Source organism: Pedobacter sp. SYP-B3415, from assembly GCF_004138205.1.
GTDB lineage: Bacteria > Bacteroidota > Bacteroidia > Sphingobacteriales > Sphingobacteriaceae > Pedobacter.
Window position 1 is genome coordinate 98,271 of record NZ_RXNQ01000002.1, and the last position, 17,900, is coordinate 116,170.

The following is a 17,900-nucleotide window of genomic DNA, read 5'->3' on the forward strand; positions in this document are numbered from 1 at the left end:
CGATAATGAAAAAAGCCCCATGCTGATTGCAGCATAGGGCTTTTTTCATTATAGTGACTGGTTTAGTTCAGCTTTGCAAGCGCTGCTTCAATTTGTTTAACAGCCTTTATAAGCTGATCTTCTGCTGCAGCATATGAGATTCTGATACAGTCTGCGTTTCCAAACGCTTCTCCTGTTACAGTAGAAACATGTGCTTCGTTCAGCAGGTAGAGGCTCAGGTCTTCAGCCGTTTCAATGGTCTGGCCGTTGTAGCTTTTTCCAAAGTAACTTTTTACTTCGGGAAAGAAATAAAACGCGCCTTCAGGCAGGTTTACATTTACACCAGGAATTTCTTTCAGAAGGCCATACACAAGGTCTCTCCGTTTCTTAAATTCCTTACGCATATCTTCCACACTATCTAAGCCGGCGTTGTAGGCAGCAAGTGCAGCACGCTGAGAAATCGATGAAGTTCCTGATGTGATCTGTCCCTGCAGCTTATCGCAGGCTTTGGCAATTTCCCGGGTGGATACAGAATAACCAACGCGCCACCCCGTCATCGCATAAGCCTTGGAGAAACCATTGATGATAATAACACGATCCTTCACGCTGTCAAAACTCGCGATAGACGTATGGCCCTCGCCGAAATTGATATGCTCGTAGATCTCATCTGAAATGATGAAGATATCCGGGTGCTTTTCAAACACGCTTACAAGACCGGCCAGTTCATCGCGGGTATATACAGAACCTGTCGGGTTGCAGGGCGAGGAGAACATAAAGAGTTTGGTTTTCGGCGTAATAGCTGCCTCAAGCTCTTCGGGAGTGATTTTAAAATTGTTTTCTACAATGGCGTTAATAAAGACCGATTCGCCTTCTGCCAGCTTGATCATCTCAGAATAAGATACCCAGTAAGGCGTAGGCACAATCACTTCGTCGCCCGGATTAACCAGGCACATGACGACATTTGCCAGACTTTGTTTTGCTCCGGTAGAGACCACAATGTCATCAACCTCATAATCAAGACCGTTCTCGTCTTTAAGCTTCTTTACAATAGCCTTGCGCAGATCAGGATAGCCCGACACAGGGGTATAATAAGAGAAGTTCTCATCGATTGCCTTCTTCGCAGCAGCTTTTACATCTTCAGGAGTGAAAAAATCAGGTTCACCGAAACTCAGGTTGATTACATCAATCCCCTTTGCCGACAGCTCACGGCCCAGTTTAGCCATTTTGATTGTTTGCGATTCAGACAGGTTGTTGATTCTTTTTGATAAATACGTCATGGTCAATTCGTTTGTGCGCAAATATATGAAGCAAATGGTATTGTGACTTAAAAAAGCAACAAATTTCGCAAGTAAGTTAGGTTATAACTGTATTTTTGGCAAAAAAAAGGCATGACGAAAAGGAAGAAGGCAATTGTGGTTTCTTTGGGCATCAGTCTCCTGCTCATGCTGGCAAAATTTACGGCCTACTTTATAACGCGTTCAAACGCAATTCTCACCGATGCGGCAGAAAGTATTGTAAACGTTATTGCGAGCAGCTTTGCTTTTTACAGCGTTTACCTTAGCACCCGTCCCCGCGATGAAAACCACCCATACGGGCATGGCAAGGTAGAATTCTTTTCAGCTTTTGTAGAGGGTACACTGATTCTCATTGCCGGAATCATGATCATCGGCAAATCTGTTTACAGTTTCATCTATCCCGAACCGCTTGAACAGTTGTTTACAGGCACACTGATCATTGCGGGGGCCGGCCTGGTAAATTTACTCACAGGGCTTTTTCTCATCCGCACCGGCAGGCAGGAAAACTCGCTTACCCTGGTTGCAGATGGAAAACACCTGCTGACAGATACCTATACCAGCGCTGCGCTGGTTATCGGGCTGGTTCTGATGCTGCTCACAAATCTTCATTGGTTAGATAGCGTGCTTTCTGTTGCTGCCGGTCTTTATATCGTATTTTCCGGCTATAAGCTTACACGCGAATCGGTCGGTGGCTTGATGGATGAGAGCGATGTTAAACTTGTAACGGCGGTAGTGGGCATCTTACAGGACAACCGCGCAGACCCATGGATCGATGTACACAATCTCAGAACACAGCAGTATGGTCCGGAACTCCATATCGATTGTCACGTTACACTTCCGTACTACTTTGATCTGAACAGGGTACACAAGGAGATATCAGATATAGACAAGCTGATCAATGCGAAAAAATTACGGGAGACCGAGCTTTTTATACATGCCGACCCCTGTTTACCGCAGTGCTGTCACTACTGCCGGATGAAGGACTGCCCCGTCAGGTTTGAGCCTCAGGCCAGGGACTTCGTATGGACACTGGAAAATACAACCCGGAACAAAAAACACTTCGAAAATGAGTTACTTTAACGTTCGCGTTTACGGCCTGCTGATTAATTCTGATTCTGAGGTTTTAGTTAGCGATGAGGAAGAATATGGTGTTCGCTTCAGCAAGTTTCCGGGGGGCGGCCTTGAACTGGGCGAGGGGCTGATCGACGGTTTGAAACGGGAGTTTATGGAAGAATGCGGTGCAGAAATTGATGTTCTGCAACACTTTTATACAACAGATTTCTACGAAAAATCATCGTTCAATGACAGTCAGGTTATCAGTATCTATTATCTTGTCAAAGAGCGGGCGCCGCTTCAACTCGCCTTCAAGAACCGCATTTTTGACTTCGATAATGAAGGCGAACTGAAGCAGGCCTTCAGGTGGGTGCTGATCAGCGATCTTGATGTTGAACAGATCACCTTCAGAACAGATAAAACTGTTGCTGCAATGCTTAAAAAATATATTTCACATGACACTAACTGAACGCGATAAGAAAGTTATCTGGCACCCGTATACCCAGGCAAAAAACGCGATGCCTGTGATCGGAATAACCAGTGCAAGCGGGCCGTACCTTTTCGCAGAAGACGGGAACCGCTATATCGATGCTGTTTCTTCCTGGTGGGTAAACATCCATGGGCATTCTCATCCGTACATAGCAGAAAAAGTGGCGGCTCAGCTTTCAAATCTTGAGCATGTAATTTTTGCGGGTTTTACGCACGAGCCTGCAGTTTTGCTGGCCGAAAGACTTCTGCCCGTTCTGCCCGGAACTCAGGACAAGGTATTTTATAGCGATAATGGTTCTACCGCGGTCGAGGTTGCACTTAAAATGTGCATTCAATTCTGGAGCAACAGTGGTGTTCCCGAAAGAAAAAGAGTTCTGGCGTTCAAAGACTCTTATCACGGTGATACCTTCGGAGCCATGTCTGTTAGTGCCCGGAGTATTTTTACTGATGCTTTTGCTTCCTACCTGTTCGAGGTAGAGTTCATCGATCTCCCGACGGATGAGAATATTGCCGACTTGCGGCAACTAATTGCGAGCCAGGCAGACAACCTGGCATGTTTTATATTCGAGCCGCTGGTATTGGGATCAGGCGGGATGCTCATGTACCGCGCCGAACTGCTAGATCAGCTATTGGAGCTTTGCAGGGACAAAGGAGTATTGTTGATCGCTGACGAGGTGATGACAGGTTTCGGCCGCACTGGTGTACCCTTTGCTACCGCAGGACTCCACAATAAACCTGATATATTTTGTTTAAGCAAGGGCCTGACCGGCGGCACGATGGCCCTGGGAATAACAACGTGCACAGATAAAATCTTCGAAGGATTTTATAGCGACGACAAATTAAAAACGCTTTACCACGGGCACTCATTTACGGCCAACCCCATTGCGTGCACGGCCGCTCTGGCCAGTCTCGATCTTTTCCTCGGCGAAGAAACACAGGCTAACCTTGACCGGATTACCAGGCGCCATGCGAACTTCTCAGCAAAAATATCCGGGCATCCCAGATTGAAAGATATACGCCAGACCGGCACTATTCTGGCGCTCGAGTGGGAAACGGGAACTGATACGTCATATCTGAGCGGTCTTCGGGATCGCATGTATAAGTGGTTCCTGGACCGGGGAATTCTCATGCGGCCGCTTGGCAATATCATTTATTTAATGCCGCCTTATGTGATCTCTGATGAGGACCTTGATTATATTTACAAACAAATAGAAATAGCTTTAGCTGAAATCTGATATGGAATTTAACGAAGTTTTAGGAAAGATAGTAATTGATAACGATTTGCATGCCAGATGGTTAAATACGCTGTCGTATATGGAAAATGCAGGGGCCAGAAAGATATCGGCGTCGGAAAGTAAGGACAAGGTAAATATCATTATTCTGAAGCATGCTGCGGAAGAACACCGGCATGCCTACTATCTTAAAAAACAGATAGGAAAAGTAGATGGGAGCCTGTGCAGGACTTACACAAATGCTGAGTTACTTAGCCCTAACTCAACCAAGTTTTACCTGCAGGCATTGGATATTGCTGTTTGCCGGTATCTGAAAGCACAGTTTAATCTTAAAGGTGAAGACTTAAAATTTGGCGCGTATCTGTTTGTTACGTATGCAATAGAAGTGAGGGCAGACGAGCTTTATCCTGTGTATCAGCAGGTGCTGGATGTGCACAGGAGCAAAGTAAATGTTAAGTCAATCATCCTGGAAGAAGAGGGGCATCTTGAAGAGATGATCGCGCAGCTGGAAACTTTTAGTGCTGACTGGAAGCAACACGCCGCGCATGTGGTAGAAATAGAAAAAGCGCTTTTTAACAGGTGGACAGCCGGACTGGCCAAAGAAGTACAGCCGCTGGAGGCCGTTTAGACCGCTACGACTTTTCCCGGGGTGATCGCATAAGCCCGGTCACCCGTATGTTGGCGGATGGAACTAAGACCGGTAAAAAGGCTGAAAGCAGGTAAGACAGCGAAGTCCGTTCCAAAATAATAACAGGGGAAACGAAGTTTCTGCTTCGCCCGGCCCTGCAGGGTTATACCCGGATGGATATGGCCGCTGATCGGATAGAGCTCTTCTTCTGTACATTTGGGGGCATCATGAATAAAGCAGAAAGGGCCAAGACAAAAGGAGGGAGAATGAACTTCTATATTCATCGCCTCATAGTCAGCCTCAGTAAGCAGGTCGTGGTTTCCTTTGACGAGGATTAACCGGAGTTCGTTATAGGTACGGCGCCAGCTGCTGAAATGGTCAATATCGCTGTTCAGGCTGTGATGAAACATATCTCCGGTAATAAGGAGTGCTTCGGGTTTATGCCGGGCTAACAGACCGCTCAGCCTTGCCAGATCATTCAGGCCTACAGTTGCAGGAACGGGAACACCTGCACGCCTGAAATGGGCCGACTTGCCGAGGTGGAGATCACTAAGCACCAGAAGATCGTGTTCAGGCAAAAATATGGCGCGTTCCTCATCTAAAATTATTCGTTCTCCCTTGCAATTTATCTCCATTGATCTTCCTTTTGCGCTTCGGCCGTCATTCTTGTTACGCGCTGTTCAAGCTCCTCTGAACTCATGTTTTCCCTCAAGCTGTCAACCTTGATCGGGAAAGACAGGGGCGTAAATGACTGCGGCTCGGTAATTATGATGCGGCTGTTCTGTATCCTGTGTAAGGCAGCGGCAAGCCGCGGCTCCTCCAGCTGATCATAAAACACCTCATCGTAAGCCTGTCGCAAAAGTAAGTTATGTTTGTCGTAGTCGCTAAAAACATTAAAAAATAATCCGGCAGAAGATTGTAAATGTTTGTTGGCAACGTGTTTCCCGGGATACCCCTGAAACACCAGTCCCGAAATGCAGGCAATGTCCCGGAACTTTCTTCTGGCCATTTCTGTAGAATTGATACTCTGCGTGATGTCTTCAGAGAGGTTTTTTGGCGAAAACACATCGTAGGCGATTCCTTCATCAAAAGGAATTTCCTGGTCGCTCAGTAATTCGAAGCCGTAATCGTTCATGGCGATCGAAAAACTGATGGGCAGCAGTCTGCTTAGCCTGAACGCAACGAGCGCAGCAAGGACTTCATGTACTAGCCGGCCTTCGAAAGGGTAAGCAAACAGGTGAAAACCTTCCTTATTGCTGATCATTTCTACAAGCAACTCATCATTTTTAGGTACATGCGATGTTCGCTGCTGTCGTAAGAATAGCGGGTATACAAACCGCAGTTCAGGATCCGGGTGATTTTCGTCTAACGCTTCATTATATTTTTTCCGAAGAACCGACCCGAGGTTTGATGACAGGGGAAGGCGGCCTCCGTTCCAACTCGGACTAATTGCTTTTTTCTTTTTGCTTTTACGGACCAGAACGGTCATGTCTTTCACTTGCACAAGTTCGAGAATGCGTCCGGCCAGGGTAAAATGATCGCCCGCATTCAGCTTCGCAATGAAATTCTCCTCGACCATGCCTATATAGCCTCCGCTGATAAACTTTACCTTCAGCATAACGTCGCTTACTATCGTTCCGATATGCAGGCGGTGTCTCATTGCCGTGAGCCTGCTGGTTACTTTCCAGCGGCCATCAGTATCCAGAATCACTTTTTTAAATTCGTCGTACGCGCCCAGGGTTTCACCTCCAGAGGTAATAAATTGCATGATCCAGCGCCATTCTTCGGGAAGAATATCTCTGAAAGCATGCGTACTCCTGACTTCCTCGAAGGTTTCTCGGTCAATAAAGCCATCGCCGACTGCCAGCGTTACCAGGTATTGTGTAAGGGTATCGAAGGCCAGAATCACCGGCTCACGTGGCTCTATATCCTGATTTTTTGCAGCTTCCTTTATCGCTGCCGCTTCAACCAGTTCCAGAGCGTGGGTCGGCATAAAATAAATTACGGATGTCTCAAAAGGAGAGTGCCCGCTGCGGCCCGCGCGTTGAAGAAATCTTGCTACACCTTTGGGCGAGCCAACCTGCACAACTGTGTCGACCGGCTTAAAGTCTACCCCCAGATCGAGCGACGAGGTGCAGATGACTGCCTTGAGGGCTCCCGAGTGCAGCGCATCCTCGATCCAGCCTCTGAGTTCGTTGTCTATTGACCCATGGTGAATGGCCAGCAGGCCGGCAAGGTCGGGATCAACCTGCAACATCCGCTGGTACCACATCTCAGCCTGACCGCGGGTATTTGTAAAAATAAGTGTGGTTCGACTTTTATTTATAATCGGTATTAATTTCTCAGCCATCTTGAGACCGAGATGTCCTGCCCAGGGTAATGTTTCCAGGTTATCAGGAAGAATGGAATGAATTTCAATTTTCTTTTCCAGCTCGGCGCGTACAATCGTTTTGGGCTTATTGACGTCGGGTACCAGAACCTCCAATGCCTGCTCAATGTTTCCAATTGTTGCCGAGATACCCCATACACGTGCTTCAGGCAACATTGCCTTTCGTTTCATGCCGTTTATCCGGCTGATCGCCAACTCGACAAGCACCCCGCGTTTAGAGCCAAGAAGCTCATGCCACTCGTCGGCTACAATACATTGTAGTCCCTCGAAGATTTCTGAACTGCCTTTCTGTGCGAGCAGAAGATGCATGCTTTCTGGCGTGATGATCAAAATTTCAGGCATAGACCTTTTCTGCCTGGCTTTTTCACTGCTCGTTGTGTCTCCATTTCTGATTCCAACTTCCCAGTCCATTTCCAGTTCCAGCAAACTTTCAATCATGGCTCTGCCAATGTCTTTCGCCAGGGCACGCAGAGGTGTGATCCATATCAGTTTAAGCCTGTTTTTGCTGCTGGGTTTTACCGGCTGCTCGTTGCCAAAGGATTCGATCAGTGGTGCCAGGAAAAGGGAAAAGGTCTTCCCAAAACCTGTAGGGGCATTGACAAGCCCATTGAAACCCTGTAAATATTTATCCCAGGCCTCTTCCTGAAAAGGGAAGGGCTTTCGCTTCGCCGAACGAAGCCAGGATTTTATTTTTTTATAACCAGGGTGGGTATTGAGCATGTATTTCTGCCGGTTGACAAGACTTGCAAATAACGTAAAAAATCAACAGAGGTTTTTATAACGTGTATATTTTGGGCTACGATGCTGCTGCAGGTGTTTCCGGCAAACTCAGACTGGCCTGAAGCAACTGCCTCAGATCGTCAAGCGTGTTAATTTCCGCTGCGGTTTTGTCTTTTCGCCAACGCAATATCCGTGGAAACCGCAGTGCCAGTCCTGCCTTATGTCTTTTGCTTTCAGCAATGCCTTCAAATGCGATTTCAAATACCAACTCCGGTTTTACAGTTCTTACAGGGCCAAATTTTTCGATAGAATTGCGTTTTACAAACGAATCTACCTGTCTGATCTCCTGATCTGTCAGTCCCGAATAAGCTTTTGCTACTGTAATCAGATTTTCGCCATCACGTACGGCGAATGTATAATCAGTAAAGAAGTTCGCACGTCTGCCGGCACCTTTCTGGGCATAAATCATCACCGTATCTACAGTATATGGATTTACTTTCCATTTCCACCAGTCGCCCCGCTTGCGGCCGCTGTGGTAGGGAGATGCGAGATTTTTCAGCATCACGCCTTCGCTGTTGTTCTCCCTGCTGCCTTCCCTGATCTGAGCCAGTTCCTTCCAATCGTTATATGTAATAACCGGCGACGCAACAATTCCGGATGATGGAGACAACCGGCTTAAAACATCCTCAAGCCGTCGTCTGCGCTCCTTTAATGGCTGGTCGCGGATATCAGTTCCTCCATGTTCGAGCAAATCGTATACGAAAAGGCCAACAGGAGCTTCCTCGAGCTGTTTTTTGCTAATGGTTTTTCGGTTTAAACGTTGCTGAAGTGTGCTGAAGGATAACACCCGGCCATCTCTTACAGCAAGAATTTCACCGTCGATGACAGTTCCGTTATCCAGTTCATCAGCAAGGATGTGTAGTTCCGGAAATTGATCGGTAACGAGTTCCTCACCCCGCGACCAGATAAAGAGTTCATTGTTGCGTTTAATGACCTGACCCCTGATACCATCCCATTTCCATTCTGCCTGCCAGTTGTCCGGCGATCCAAGTGCTGAGACTTCCTGCTCCATGGCATAGGCAAGGCAAAAAGGATAAGGCCAGGAATTGTCTGTATTTACATGGCTGCCACCAACCAGGTCATCGTAGGCAATTACATATGGGTCCCATTTACCCATAATACTATGCATAATTTTGTTGCTGTCTACCAGTTCTTTCTTGGCCAGTGCATTTACCAGCGTTTTGGCCGACACGCCAATCCGGAAATTCCCTGAAATAAGTTTGTTGAAAATGAACCGTTCTGCAGTTCCCAGATGTTGCCAGGCATTCAAAATAAAGTCTTTCTTTTCCTGTTCGGGAAGCTTTTCAATCGCCTGAAGCCTTGTGATCCATTCATGAAGAGGCAGGTCAAGCAATGCAGTTGCGGGCGGCAGAATAAGCGCAATGGTTTCACTCAGGTCTCCGACATTATGGTAACTCTCGTTAAAGAGCCATTCGGGTGTTTCGCTGAGTTCACATGCCCACGCTTTGAGCAGGCTGGAGTTTACCGGTCGTTTTGGTTTTTTACCTGTAAAAAGGGCTATTACCCACACGCGGTCCTGTTCCGCTGCAGAATCAAAATAGTGAACCAACGCATCGATTTTATCATTGGTCTTGTTGCTGGTTTCCAGCGCCTGTATAAGCTGTGCAAATCGTTTCATGCCGAAATTTCTGTAGCTGCCGGTTCTTCATCTTCTTCTGTGCCGTATTGGGTCTTAACCTCTTCTGAATAGATTCCTGCCTCATTGAGATACCGGCTGAATGCGGCAGTAAATCCGTGTGTTACATAAACCGTTTCGGCGCCGGTTTCTCCTATGGCCTCAATGAGCCCGGGCCAGTCAGCATGGTCGCTAAGGGCAAAACCGGCATCTGCACTCTGCCAGCGCCGGTGTGATCTGACCTGCATCCATCCTGAACATACGCCCGTTACCGGATTAATAAGTGTTTTTATCCACCGGCTTGTACGCATGGCAGGGGGTACGATCATGATGCCTTTTTGAAGTATATCTTTTCCTGTTTCAGGTGTGATTCTTATCGTAGCCGGAAGCGGTACCCCCGATTGCTCAATCGCTTCATTCAGATTAGCAATTGAGCTGTGTACGTATATAGGATATCTGCCTGCCAGAATATTGATCAATCTTTGTGCTTTGCCAAGGCTGTATGCAACCAAAACAGTGCTCTTGCCTTTCTGGATGTTATCCTCTGCCCAGCGTATGATTTCTGCAGCTACCATATCTTGTGGCTGCCATTTGTACACGGGCAGGCCGAAAGTACTTTCACTCACAAAACTATGGCATCTGACCGGCTCAAAAGGGGCGCTAATCCCGTCGTTCTCTGTTTTATAATCACCTGAAACCACGCAGATCTCGCCTTTATATTCTAAGCGTATCTGCGCTGACCCGATAATATGCCCTGCCGGGTGAAGGGAAATTTTTACGCCGTTTTTGGTTATACTTTTTCCGTAATCAAGCGTTTCTATTTTCAGATCTTCGCCGATTCGCCTGTGCAGAATTGGCTTGGTAAGCGTATGGCAAAGGTAATTGGCATTACCCGATTTTACATGGTCGCTGTGCCCATGTGTCGTGACGGCATAATCTACCGGGCGCCAGGGGTCGATATAAAAATCTCCCTGAGAACAATATATTCCCCTGTTGGTGAAGCTGATCAAACTCATTGTCAAGTAACAAACACTGTGTTTTTTAGTTTTACCTATGTAAATTATCGGCGAAAAAGCCGATAATCATCAATTATCGGCAAAAACCCCGATAATCATCAATTATCGGCAAAAACCCCGATAATTAGTAATTATCGGCAAAAACCCCGATAATTGTAATTATCGGCAAAAACCCCGATATTCATATCAGGCATGAAAGCAATCATTACCGGAGACGTCATCAACTCGCGCCAGCTTGAAAAATCCTGGCTAAATGTTTTAAAGTCAGCACTTCGAAATCAGGCAGCATCTGATAAATACTGGGAAATTTTCAGGGGTGATAGTTTTCAGCTGCAGGTAGACGTTGATGAAGCACTATATGCCGCATTCTATATTAAAGCGTCAATGCGCACTATAAAAAATGGTGATATACGAATGGGGATAGGCATAGGCAATGTGAGCAGGCAAACCGCTAAACTGACCGAGGCTATGGGAGAAGCATTTATCAATTCCGGTAAGGCCTTTGATCAGTTGGAAGAACAAAAAAACAGTCTCAGTTTTGTAAGCCCTGATACAGGTTTTGATAAACTTGTTAATCTGATGATTAGCCTCGTTTTAATCGCAGCTGATAACTGGAGCCCTGTGATGGCCGAAACCGTCAAAATCGCAATGGAAAACAAATCCCTTGTACAGGCCGAGTTGGCAACTAAGATGTCTAAATCACAATCTTCTGTAAGTGAAGCTTTAAAGCGCGCTTATTATCAGGAGGTTATGAATGTTGATTATTTTTACCGTGAAGAACTTAACAAAATGTTACCCATATGGAAATCATCCTGATCAAATTATCCATAGCACATCTGTTAGGCGATTTTTTTCTGCAACCTGATAAATGGGTAGAAGAAAAAGAACGCTTGAAACTCAGATCAAGCAAGCTATACATCCATGTTGCCGTACATATAGCACTTACATTGATTGTGCTTTATAGTCTTGATTCGTGGAAAGCAGCCTTATTAATCGGCGTGTTTCACCTTGCCATAGACGCTGCAAAACTTTGGTTTCAAAAACCCCGGACAAAAAGGCTGTGGTTTTTTATAGATCAGATCTTACATTTTCTGACAATTTTTGCTGTAGCCTGGATCTGCACAGGAATGCCAAACATAAGTATTCCGGTAGCAATTCAACCGAACGTCTGGCTGCTGATCTGTTTTGCGCTGTTTCTTACCATGCCTGCGGCGACCATGATCCGTGTAGTTATTGCCCGTTGGATCCCTGACTCATCATTGGGAGCCTCAGGCAGTCAAAAATCATTGCAGGATGCGGGAAAATTCATCGGGATCCTGGAAAGACTTTTGATTTATGTATTCGTGTTAACCAATCATTTTGAAGCGGTGGGATTCCTGCTTGCTGCTAAGTCTATTTTCAGGTTTGGAGATCTGAAAGAGGCTCATGACATAAAGCTCACAGAGTACGTATTGATTGGTACACTGCTAAGTTTTGGTATAGCAATAATTGTAGCACTGGGCACTACCTTTATTATATAAAAATGCCCCCGGAAAACTTCCGGAGGCAAATTTTACGGAGCATTATCTCGCACCCGGCGGACAGTGTTCCTTCAGGAATTTAGTGTACGTTAAACTAAGATGCGCACCGGTTCCTTCGCCCTCAGAGATACTGTGCGTACGGTTTGGATAAGACATCATTTGAAACGTTTTACCATGCTTGATCAGTTCGTTAACAAGCATCTCTGCATTCTGGTAATGTACGTTGTCGTCGCCGGTTCCATGAATATACAACAAGTTTCCCTTCAGATTTTTTGCATACGTTATTGGAGAACCTTTTACATAAGCTTCTGTAGTTTTTAATGGTGATCCCATATAACGTTCCTGATAAATGTTGTCATATGTCAGTTGGTTTCCAACCGCTGCTATAGCAATTCCGGTCTGATAAATTTCCGGATACTGGAAAAGCAGATTCAGCGTTGAAGATCCGCCGCCGCTCCAGCCCCAGACAGCTACGCGATCTGCATCGAGATATTTATGTGTGGAAAGAAGCTTTTTAGCGCCCATTGCCTGGTCGCGAATATTGAGCGTACCAATTTTCTGAAAGATGCTTTTTCGCCATTCCCGGCCTTTAGGGGCTGGCGCACCACGGTTTTCAAGCGAAACGTAAACATAGCCGTCAGCGCTCATATCGCCCGCATACAGAAAATTACGCCCGGCGCCCCATGTATCTGTTACGGTTTGAGAAGCCGGTTCGCCATATACGTAAAAGACAACAGGATATTTTTTTGAAGGATCGAAATTCGACGGTTTTTGCATCCAGCCATCCAGCGTTATCCCGTCTTCAGTTGTGACCTGGAAGAACTCTGCCTTATTTTTAGGCGGGGTCTTTTTTGCAAGCTGATTGGTAAGACTACCATCCATCGATAGCGGAGTTCCGGTACTCATATTCAGCCACTCCTGAATAGGCGATACAGTTGAACTGCTGAAGTTATGTCTGGCGTAGGTGCCTGCCGGTGATATGTCATAATTGTGCGTACCCGGAAAAACGCTTGGGGTTACCTGCTCAAGCTTTCCTTTTCCGTCCAACCTGGTTTTGTAAAGATATTTCTGAGTAGCATTGTTCGGAGAGGCCAAAAAGTATACGTAATTGTTTTTTTCATAGACTAGCTTCAAATCTATGACATCGTAATCACCCTTTGTAATCAGTGAAGATTTTTTTCCGTCACTACTCATCCTGTAGAGATGTTTCCAGCCGTCTTTTTCGCTTTGCCAGATAAACTCTTTGCCGTTATTTATCCAGTTCCATCCCGGTGCCGCGTCTATCCAGGCTTTATCCTTCTCAGAATAGATTTCCTTGGCGTTACCATTAGCAGCATCGCCAATAAATAATCTGCTTTCATTTTGTTCCCTGTTTAACTGTTGCAGAATGACTGTCGCAGTATTTGGAATCCACTCCATACGGGGAATGTAATGCTGTATCTTGTCACCCGGAACATTCAACCAGAGCGTTTTTGCACTTGCTACATTGACTATCCCGATTTTACAGGATGACGGATCCTGGCCAACCTTTGGGTATTCAACCGGAATGGTGTATGAATAGATTGAATCCACATTATCGATCATTAGAAAATTCTTGATCTTACTGGCATCTATCTGCCAGTAAGCGATAGATTTACCATCAGGGCTCCACCTGAAACCGTCTCGGCAATCAAATTCCTCTTCATAGGCCCAGTCGAAAGTGCCATTGATTAACCGACGGGTACCGTCAGTTGTTAATGCTCTGGTTGTTCCGGTCGTCAGATCATCGACATACAGGTTGTGCTCACTAACGTAAGCGACTTCAGCGCCGGACGGCGAGAACTTAGCAAACATCAAAGAAGAAGCAGGCCTGTCCCGGCCAACCTTGGTCAATTTTTGTGATCTTAGATCCAATACCCAATAATCTCCGCGGGTATCATAGCGCCATACGCGCTTGCTGTTAGTGTAAATAAGCGCCTTGGAACCATCAGAAGAAAATGCAAAGTCGCGGATGTTTATCTGCTGTCCGTTATGTTTAAGCTGCGCTGCATTGACAAGTATCTTGCGCTCGTTCTTCGGTAACGTAACAACAATCAGGTTTCCACGTTCAACGGTATAGTAACCGCTTCCATCCGTTGTCCAGCGAATCTGCTGCCCTGAAGCAGGAAGAATTGCGCAAATACAGATAAAGGCTGATAAAATCCACTTAGCCGTTTTTATAATCATAAATCTGTCTGTTAAAAATTGAATAAAAAAAAACTTCCCGACCGCCCTTTTAGCTCAGGAGGATCGGGAAGCTGGTTATCGATTTTTTAAATTATTCGCCGCCGCCCATTTTCATCAAGTCTTCCATCGTCGTTACTTCATAACCACCTGGAACCTCAATTGACAAGGCGCCCACTTTTTCTTCTTTAAGCGCTTTCAGAGTAGCAGTAATTCCCACACCATTCTGAACGATGCTGTATTTCACCGGAAATGCCTTGAGATCAGGGAAATAACTTGCTGCACCTACTTGTGGAAGCTCGACGTCTTTGGTAGCCCAAAGTTCATGAGTTCCGCCTTTGTCATCCTTGTATGTATACTTTTCGGAATTGTATCCGGCAATCGTCTGCTTCTCGCCGGTAGGTTTAAAGTCGCTATATTTTGTAGCGCCAAGTGCCTTTTCAATTTCTGCTTTACTTTGTTTAACAGCATACTGTTTCTGAGCTACAGGTACATCAACGAGCATGATACCGGTTTTTTGCGCGTTGTCTGTAATGATACTGATAAGTGCCGGACCCTGCTCCATATTGATCTTAGTCAGGTTACCATTGAACTTGATTTTTGTTTCATTAGGCAAAGGCATACCCTGCATCATTTGTTTTTGCTCATCGGTAAGCTTGTACTCTACGCCATAAGTAAGCGAACCCTCATTGATCTTTTTCTGAGCCTGAGCGTAGATGGCAGAACTTGCCAAGATAAGAGCAAGTACACCAGTTTTAATTGATTTGAACATATAAGTTTAATTAATATTTTACCAGGTAAGTTTGTTTTTTGATAGAAAGGATCTGATACCTTTTTTGAAATCGTCACTTTCCCTCACTTCTGCATTCAGTTCAACAGCATATTCCAGGTTATCATGTAATGGCCCGTCTGACGTTCTCGAAATTAGTTGTTTTGTAACGGCCAATGAATGTTCAGAGTTGTTGTTGCACAAATTTATAGCAAATTCATTTACCTTTTGATTAATTTCGCTCTTTTTTGTTACGAAATTGATCAGGCCGTAGTTAGCAGCCTCTTCAGCGCTGAACGTTCGCCCTGTAAGAAGTAATTCTCTGGCAATCCCAGGGGGGATTTTTTTAACCAGAAAACATGCAACTATAGCAGGAACAAAACCGATTCTTGTTTCGGTATATCCGAACATCGCATCAGGCACCGCAAAAATGATATCACATACTGCTGCCAGGCCGCATCCGCCAGCAATTGCATGGCCCTCAACCTGCGCGATCACGACCTTTTCCAGATTATAGATCAGCGAGAAAAGCTCCGCCAGATTTTGAGAATCTACCAAATTTTCATCGCGGCTGTTCCGGCTGATTTCTTCAAGATAAGCCAGATCGGCGCCGGCACTGAAACTTACGCCTGAGGCTTTTAAGATGATAACCTTAACGCCAGGATCGTCTGCCGCTTTCCGGAACGCCTCTTTCAATCCTGCAATAAGTGCGGGATTTAAGGCATTCCGTTTTTCAGGCCTGTTCAAAGTGATCGAGGCAATTCGCTGATCTACAGAGTAAAGAATGATTTGTTCCAATTAACGACTTTTTCCAAATATAATCATCGGCGGTAATTCTCTTCCGGCTCTTTTGAAATATCTATAACTAACGCCGGCTCCTGCCTCAAGGAAATAAATTTTATGTTTTTCGTGTTTATCATCTCAGACAAGGAACTGGTAACAGAATAACTGCAGGTTCCATCGGCGATAATGATTCCCTTAAATGTGTTTAATCTCTCCAGATTTTTCTGCGTTTTTATAGCATTCAGCCAGAGAATGCTGGCCGCAGGGGCGTTTAAATGAGTCATTGTTTGGTGGAAAAGCAGGATCTGTTTGTTTCGGAACCGAAGCGCCCGTGTACTGCCAGGTGACGACTGAGTTGTCTTGATCGAAACATCCCGGACCTGAAGACTATCCAGCGATGGTTTGATGTTATTCCTGTAAATTTTACTTTCCGTATCAAGGTCTGTGAATATGGTGGCTCGCCGGCCACTTATAAATGCAGTAGCATAATGATTTCTGATGCTGTAAAAGATAATAAGTTGTCGTTTCGAAATACTGATGTTCTTAAACGCCAGTTGTGTTTCCAGGCTAAGCCAGGCAGCAAGCGCAGCAATAAGCCAAGCGCCCTTTCGCGAATACGCAGCGGCGGTGAATAGTGTTATGGCAAGCACGAGGATTCCAGTTTGGAAAAACGAAAGCCAGATTTGGTCAACGATCGCTCCCGGAAGTTGAGCCATCCACTTAAGGCCGCCATTCATCAGAATAATTAAAAATTCGATTACCGGTCCAAGAAAGGTTAAGCGAAAAACCAATAATGCCATCCCAAGATACATCACCAGCGACACCGGCAGGGTTAAAAAAAGATTTGCAGGCAAAAAAAATGTCGGAAACTGATGAAAGTAATAAATGCTTAGCGGGTAGGTGCTGATTTGCGCAGATAAAGAGGTGGCGCACAATCTCCATGTCTGATCAGCGATGTAGTTGTTGAACGGCATAATTTTATAAATAGGATGTTGAAACGCCAGTAGCCCAAGCACCGACAAAAATGATAACTGGAAGCCAGCATCATTCAATAGAAACGGCTCAATATTCAATAACAGGAATGCAGAAAAGGCCAACGTATTGTATGCATTTGTATTTCGCCCGGATGCCTCTGCAATAATAAATACGCTGATCATAACGGCCGCCCGCAGCACAGAAGGTGAGAAGCCGGTCAATAGTGCGTACATCCAAATGATCATCGCTGAGATGACAGGCTTTAACCAACGGCTAAACCATTTCTTTCTTATTTGTTTTAGTATCTGCTGCAAGACAAGGTAAACAAGGGCCATATGCATACCGGAGACTGATAAGGCATGAATAGTTCCGGTTTGCGCATAGGCGTCCAATACGTCGCTGCTTAATTCGGTCCTCAATCCAAGCAGGAGGGTAGCTGCCACCGCGCGTGCTCCCGTGTCGGCTATAGATTCCGCCAGGATTTCTGCGCAATTTCGCCGCATCAGTAAGGCATATCTCTTCAACAAGTTGCCACCGGCGGAGTCGAGCTTTTTGAAATGACCTGGCGATATGAGGGTAGTATGATATATATTTTTAGTTGCCAACCACTTTTTATAATGGAACTGAGCAGGATTAAGCGGTGGTTTGGTTTCTGTAAAATCTCCTTTGATTAAAATGAGATCGCCGTAAGAGAGGTTTCCAGCCGGTTTTAAGATGTTTAATTGAATATGACCGGTGGCAAAATCTTTCTGGTCTTTCGATACCACTGATTCAACCGCGCCGGTAGCAGTAATTAATTTTCCGGTCGTCCTTGGGTCGTCGGCAATCATGACCTCAAGAAAGTCTGCACGCAACCGGCTGAAATGATTCCTGGCAACTCGTTCATCAGCGGTCTGGAAAGCCCAGAATCCGCCAAAGATAGCGGTGACCATACAAACAAGGCCGGGCAGCAGCTTGTGTCTGTTAAAATGAAGTTTCAAAAAGCAGGCAGTACCTATAGCGCTAAAACACACCATAAGCAGGGCAATTTCTCCTGCAACAGCAAGCTTGATACCGGATGCAGCAATGAGCATCCCCGCTATCCATGCAGAAAGTATCCGCACAAACACAACTTCAGCTGAAAAAACAGGCGCCTTCATAGATCCTTTGCAGCA

The 17,900-nt window shown here is 45.6% G+C and carries 15 protein-coding genes; 6 read left to right on the forward strand and 9 right to left on the reverse strand.

Translation table 11 applies throughout. The features are described from left to right. Window positions 1-62: 62 nt before the first annotated feature. Entirely contained in the window at window positions 63-1,256 is a 1,194-nt protein-coding gene (locus EJV45_RS01425; protein WP_205942305.1) for a pyridoxal phosphate-dependent aminotransferase, read from the reverse strand. Between the two features lie 111 nt (window positions 1,257-1,367). Between EJV45_RS01425 and EJV45_RS01430 the strand changes: the two genes are divergently transcribed. Genes EJV45_RS01430 through EJV45_RS01445 form a run of 4 tightly spaced genes read left to right on the forward strand, consistent with a single transcriptional unit; the run spans window position 1,368 to window position 4,676 of the window. After that, window positions 1,368-2,354, forward strand: coding sequence for a cation diffusion facilitator family transporter (locus tag EJV45_RS01430; RefSeq protein WP_129713868.1), 987 nt, complete (start codon window positions 1,368-1,370; stop codon window positions 2,352-2,354). Beyond that, complete coding sequence (locus tag EJV45_RS01435; protein ID WP_129713869.1) at window positions 2,341-2,796, forward strand: NUDIX domain-containing protein; 456 nt, start codon at window positions 2,341-2,343, stop codon at window positions 2,794-2,796. Before EJV45_RS01430 ends, EJV45_RS01435 begins: the two co-directional genes overlap by 14 nt. After that, window positions 2,783-4,051 carry an adenosylmethionine--8-amino-7-oxononanoate transaminase gene (bioA, locus tag EJV45_RS01440; RefSeq protein ID WP_129713870.1) on the forward strand — a complete coding sequence of 423 codons (1,269 nt, stop codon included), beginning with the start codon at window positions 2,783-2,785 and terminating at the stop codon, window positions 4,049-4,051. Before EJV45_RS01435 ends, bioA begins: the two co-directional genes overlap by 14 nt. A 1-nt stretch (window position 4,052) precedes the next feature. After that, window positions 4,053-4,676 (forward strand): hypothetical protein, encoded by a 624-nt coding sequence (locus EJV45_RS01445; RefSeq protein ID WP_129713871.1) that lies wholly within the window; start codon window positions 4,053-4,055, stop codon window positions 4,674-4,676. On the opposite strand, the gene pdeM is transcribed toward EJV45_RS01445, so the two are convergent. From pdeM to EJV45_RS01465, 4 genes are all read right to left on the reverse strand, one after another. Then, window positions 4,673-5,311 carry a ligase-associated DNA damage response endonuclease PdeM gene (gene pdeM / locus EJV45_RS01450; protein ID WP_129713872.1) on the reverse strand — a complete coding sequence of 213 codons (639 nt, stop codon included), beginning with the start codon at window positions 5,309-5,311 and terminating at the stop codon, window positions 4,673-4,675. The two genes, EJV45_RS01445 and pdeM, sit on opposite strands and share 4 nt — an antisense overlap. Continuing rightward, on the reverse strand, window positions 5,302-7,785 hold the full coding sequence (locus EJV45_RS01455; RefSeq protein WP_129713873.1) for a ligase-associated DNA damage response DEXH box helicase: 2,484 nt from the start codon (window positions 7,783-7,785) through the stop codon (window positions 5,302-5,304). The genes pdeM and EJV45_RS01455 overlap by 10 nt, the downstream gene beginning before the upstream one ends. A 76-nt stretch (window positions 7,786-7,861) precedes the next feature. Continuing rightward, window positions 7,862-9,484 (reverse strand): ATP-dependent DNA ligase, encoded by a 1,623-nt coding sequence (locus EJV45_RS01460; protein WP_129713874.1) that lies wholly within the window; start codon window positions 9,482-9,484, stop codon window positions 7,862-7,864. Beyond that, on the reverse strand, window positions 9,481-10,497 hold the full coding sequence (locus EJV45_RS01465; protein ID WP_129713875.1) for a ligase-associated DNA damage response exonuclease: 1,017 nt from the start codon (window positions 10,495-10,497) through the stop codon (window positions 9,481-9,483). Before EJV45_RS01465 ends, EJV45_RS01460 begins: the two co-directional genes overlap by 4 nt. A gap of 192 nt (window positions 10,498-10,689) precedes the next feature. Here EJV45_RS01465 and EJV45_RS01470 point away from each other — a divergent pair, with 192 nt between their 5' ends. Together EJV45_RS01470 and EJV45_RS01475 are read left to right on the forward strand one after the other, a co-directional pair. Further along, window positions 10,690-11,313 carry a transcriptional regulator gene (locus EJV45_RS01470; protein WP_129713876.1) on the forward strand — a complete coding sequence of 208 codons (624 nt, stop codon included), beginning with the start codon at window positions 10,690-10,692 and terminating at the stop codon, window positions 11,311-11,313. Beyond that, window positions 11,298-12,017: a DUF3307 domain-containing protein gene (locus tag EJV45_RS01475; RefSeq protein ID WP_129713877.1), complete on the forward strand. Its 720-nt coding sequence runs from the start codon at window positions 11,298-11,300 to the stop codon at window positions 12,015-12,017. The genes EJV45_RS01470 and EJV45_RS01475 overlap by 16 nt, the downstream gene beginning before the upstream one ends. A 42-nt stretch (window positions 12,018-12,059) precedes the next feature. Here the strand turns inward: EJV45_RS01475 and EJV45_RS01480 are convergent, their stop codons facing one another. The 4 genes from EJV45_RS01480 to EJV45_RS01495 form a co-directional block, all read right to left on the reverse strand. Next, window positions 12,060-14,222, reverse strand: coding sequence for a DPP IV N-terminal domain-containing protein (locus tag EJV45_RS01480; RefSeq protein WP_129713878.1), 2,163 nt, complete (start codon window positions 14,220-14,222; stop codon window positions 12,060-12,062). A 91-nt stretch (window positions 14,223-14,313) separates the two neighbouring features. Continuing rightward, window positions 14,314-14,991 carry a DUF4412 domain-containing protein gene (locus tag EJV45_RS01485; protein ID WP_129713879.1) on the reverse strand — a complete coding sequence of 226 codons (678 nt, stop codon included), beginning with the start codon at window positions 14,989-14,991 and terminating at the stop codon, window positions 14,314-14,316. Window positions 14,992-15,009: 18 nt separating this feature from the next. After that, window positions 15,010-15,786: an enoyl-CoA hydratase/isomerase family protein gene (locus EJV45_RS01490; protein ID WP_129713880.1), complete on the reverse strand. Its 777-nt coding sequence runs from the start codon at window positions 15,784-15,786 to the stop codon at window positions 15,010-15,012. A gap of 23 nt (window positions 15,787-15,809) precedes the next feature. After that, the gene (locus tag EJV45_RS01495) at window positions 15,810-17,885 is read right to left on the reverse strand and encodes a ComEC/Rec2 family competence protein (protein ID WP_129713881.1); all 2,076 of its coding nucleotides are present in this window, start codon (window positions 17,883-17,885) and stop codon (window positions 15,810-15,812) included. Between the last annotated feature and the right edge of the window lie 15 nt (window positions 17,886-17,900).

Bases quoted from the DNA above. Each gene is read 5' to 3' on its own strand.
- EJV45_RS01470 (WP_129713876.1), top strand. From the start codon at position 10,690: ATGAAAGCAATCATTACCGGAGACGTCATCAACTCGCGCCAGCTTGAA.
- pdeM (WP_129713872.1), bottom strand. From the start codon at position 5,311: ATGGAGATAAATTGCAAGGGAGAACGAATAATTTTAGATGAGGAACGC.
- EJV45_RS01465 (WP_129713875.1), bottom strand. From the start codon at position 10,497: ATGAGTTTGATCAGCTTCACCAACAGGGGAATATATTGTTCTCAGGGA.
- EJV45_RS01460 (WP_129713874.1), bottom strand. From the start codon at position 9,484: ATGAAACGATTTGCACAGCTTATACAGGCGCTGGAAACCAGCAACAAG.
- EJV45_RS01435 (WP_129713869.1), top strand. From the start codon at position 2,341: ATGAGTTACTTTAACGTTCGCGTTTACGGCCTGCTGATTAATTCTGAT.
- EJV45_RS01475 (WP_129713877.1), top strand. From the start codon at position 11,298: ATGGAAATCATCCTGATCAAATTATCCATAGCACATCTGTTAGGCGAT.
- EJV45_RS01425 (WP_205942305.1), bottom strand. From the start codon at position 1,256: ATGACGTATTTATCAAAAAGAATCAACAACCTGTCTGAATCGCAAACA.
- EJV45_RS01495 (WP_129713881.1), bottom strand. From the start codon at position 17,885: ATGAAGGCGCCTGTTTTTTCAGCTGAAGTTGTGTTTGTGCGGATACTT.
- EJV45_RS01480 (WP_129713878.1), bottom strand. From the start codon at position 14,222: ATGATTATAAAAACGGCTAAGTGGATTTTATCAGCCTTTATCTGTATT.
- EJV45_RS01430 (WP_129713868.1), top strand. From the start codon at position 1,368: ATGACGAAAAGGAAGAAGGCAATTGTGGTTTCTTTGGGCATCAGTCTC.
- EJV45_RS01445 (WP_129713871.1), top strand. From the start codon at position 4,053: ATGGAATTTAACGAAGTTTTAGGAAAGATAGTAATTGATAACGATTTG.
- bioA (WP_129713870.1), top strand. From the start codon at position 2,783: ATGACACTAACTGAACGCGATAAGAAAGTTATCTGGCACCCGTATACC.
- EJV45_RS01485 (WP_129713879.1), bottom strand. From the start codon at position 14,991: ATGTTCAAATCAATTAAAACTGGTGTACTTGCTCTTATCTTGGCAAGT.
- EJV45_RS01455 (WP_129713873.1), bottom strand. From the start codon at position 7,785: ATGCTCAATACCCACCCTGGTTATAAAAAAATAAAATCCTGGCTTCGT.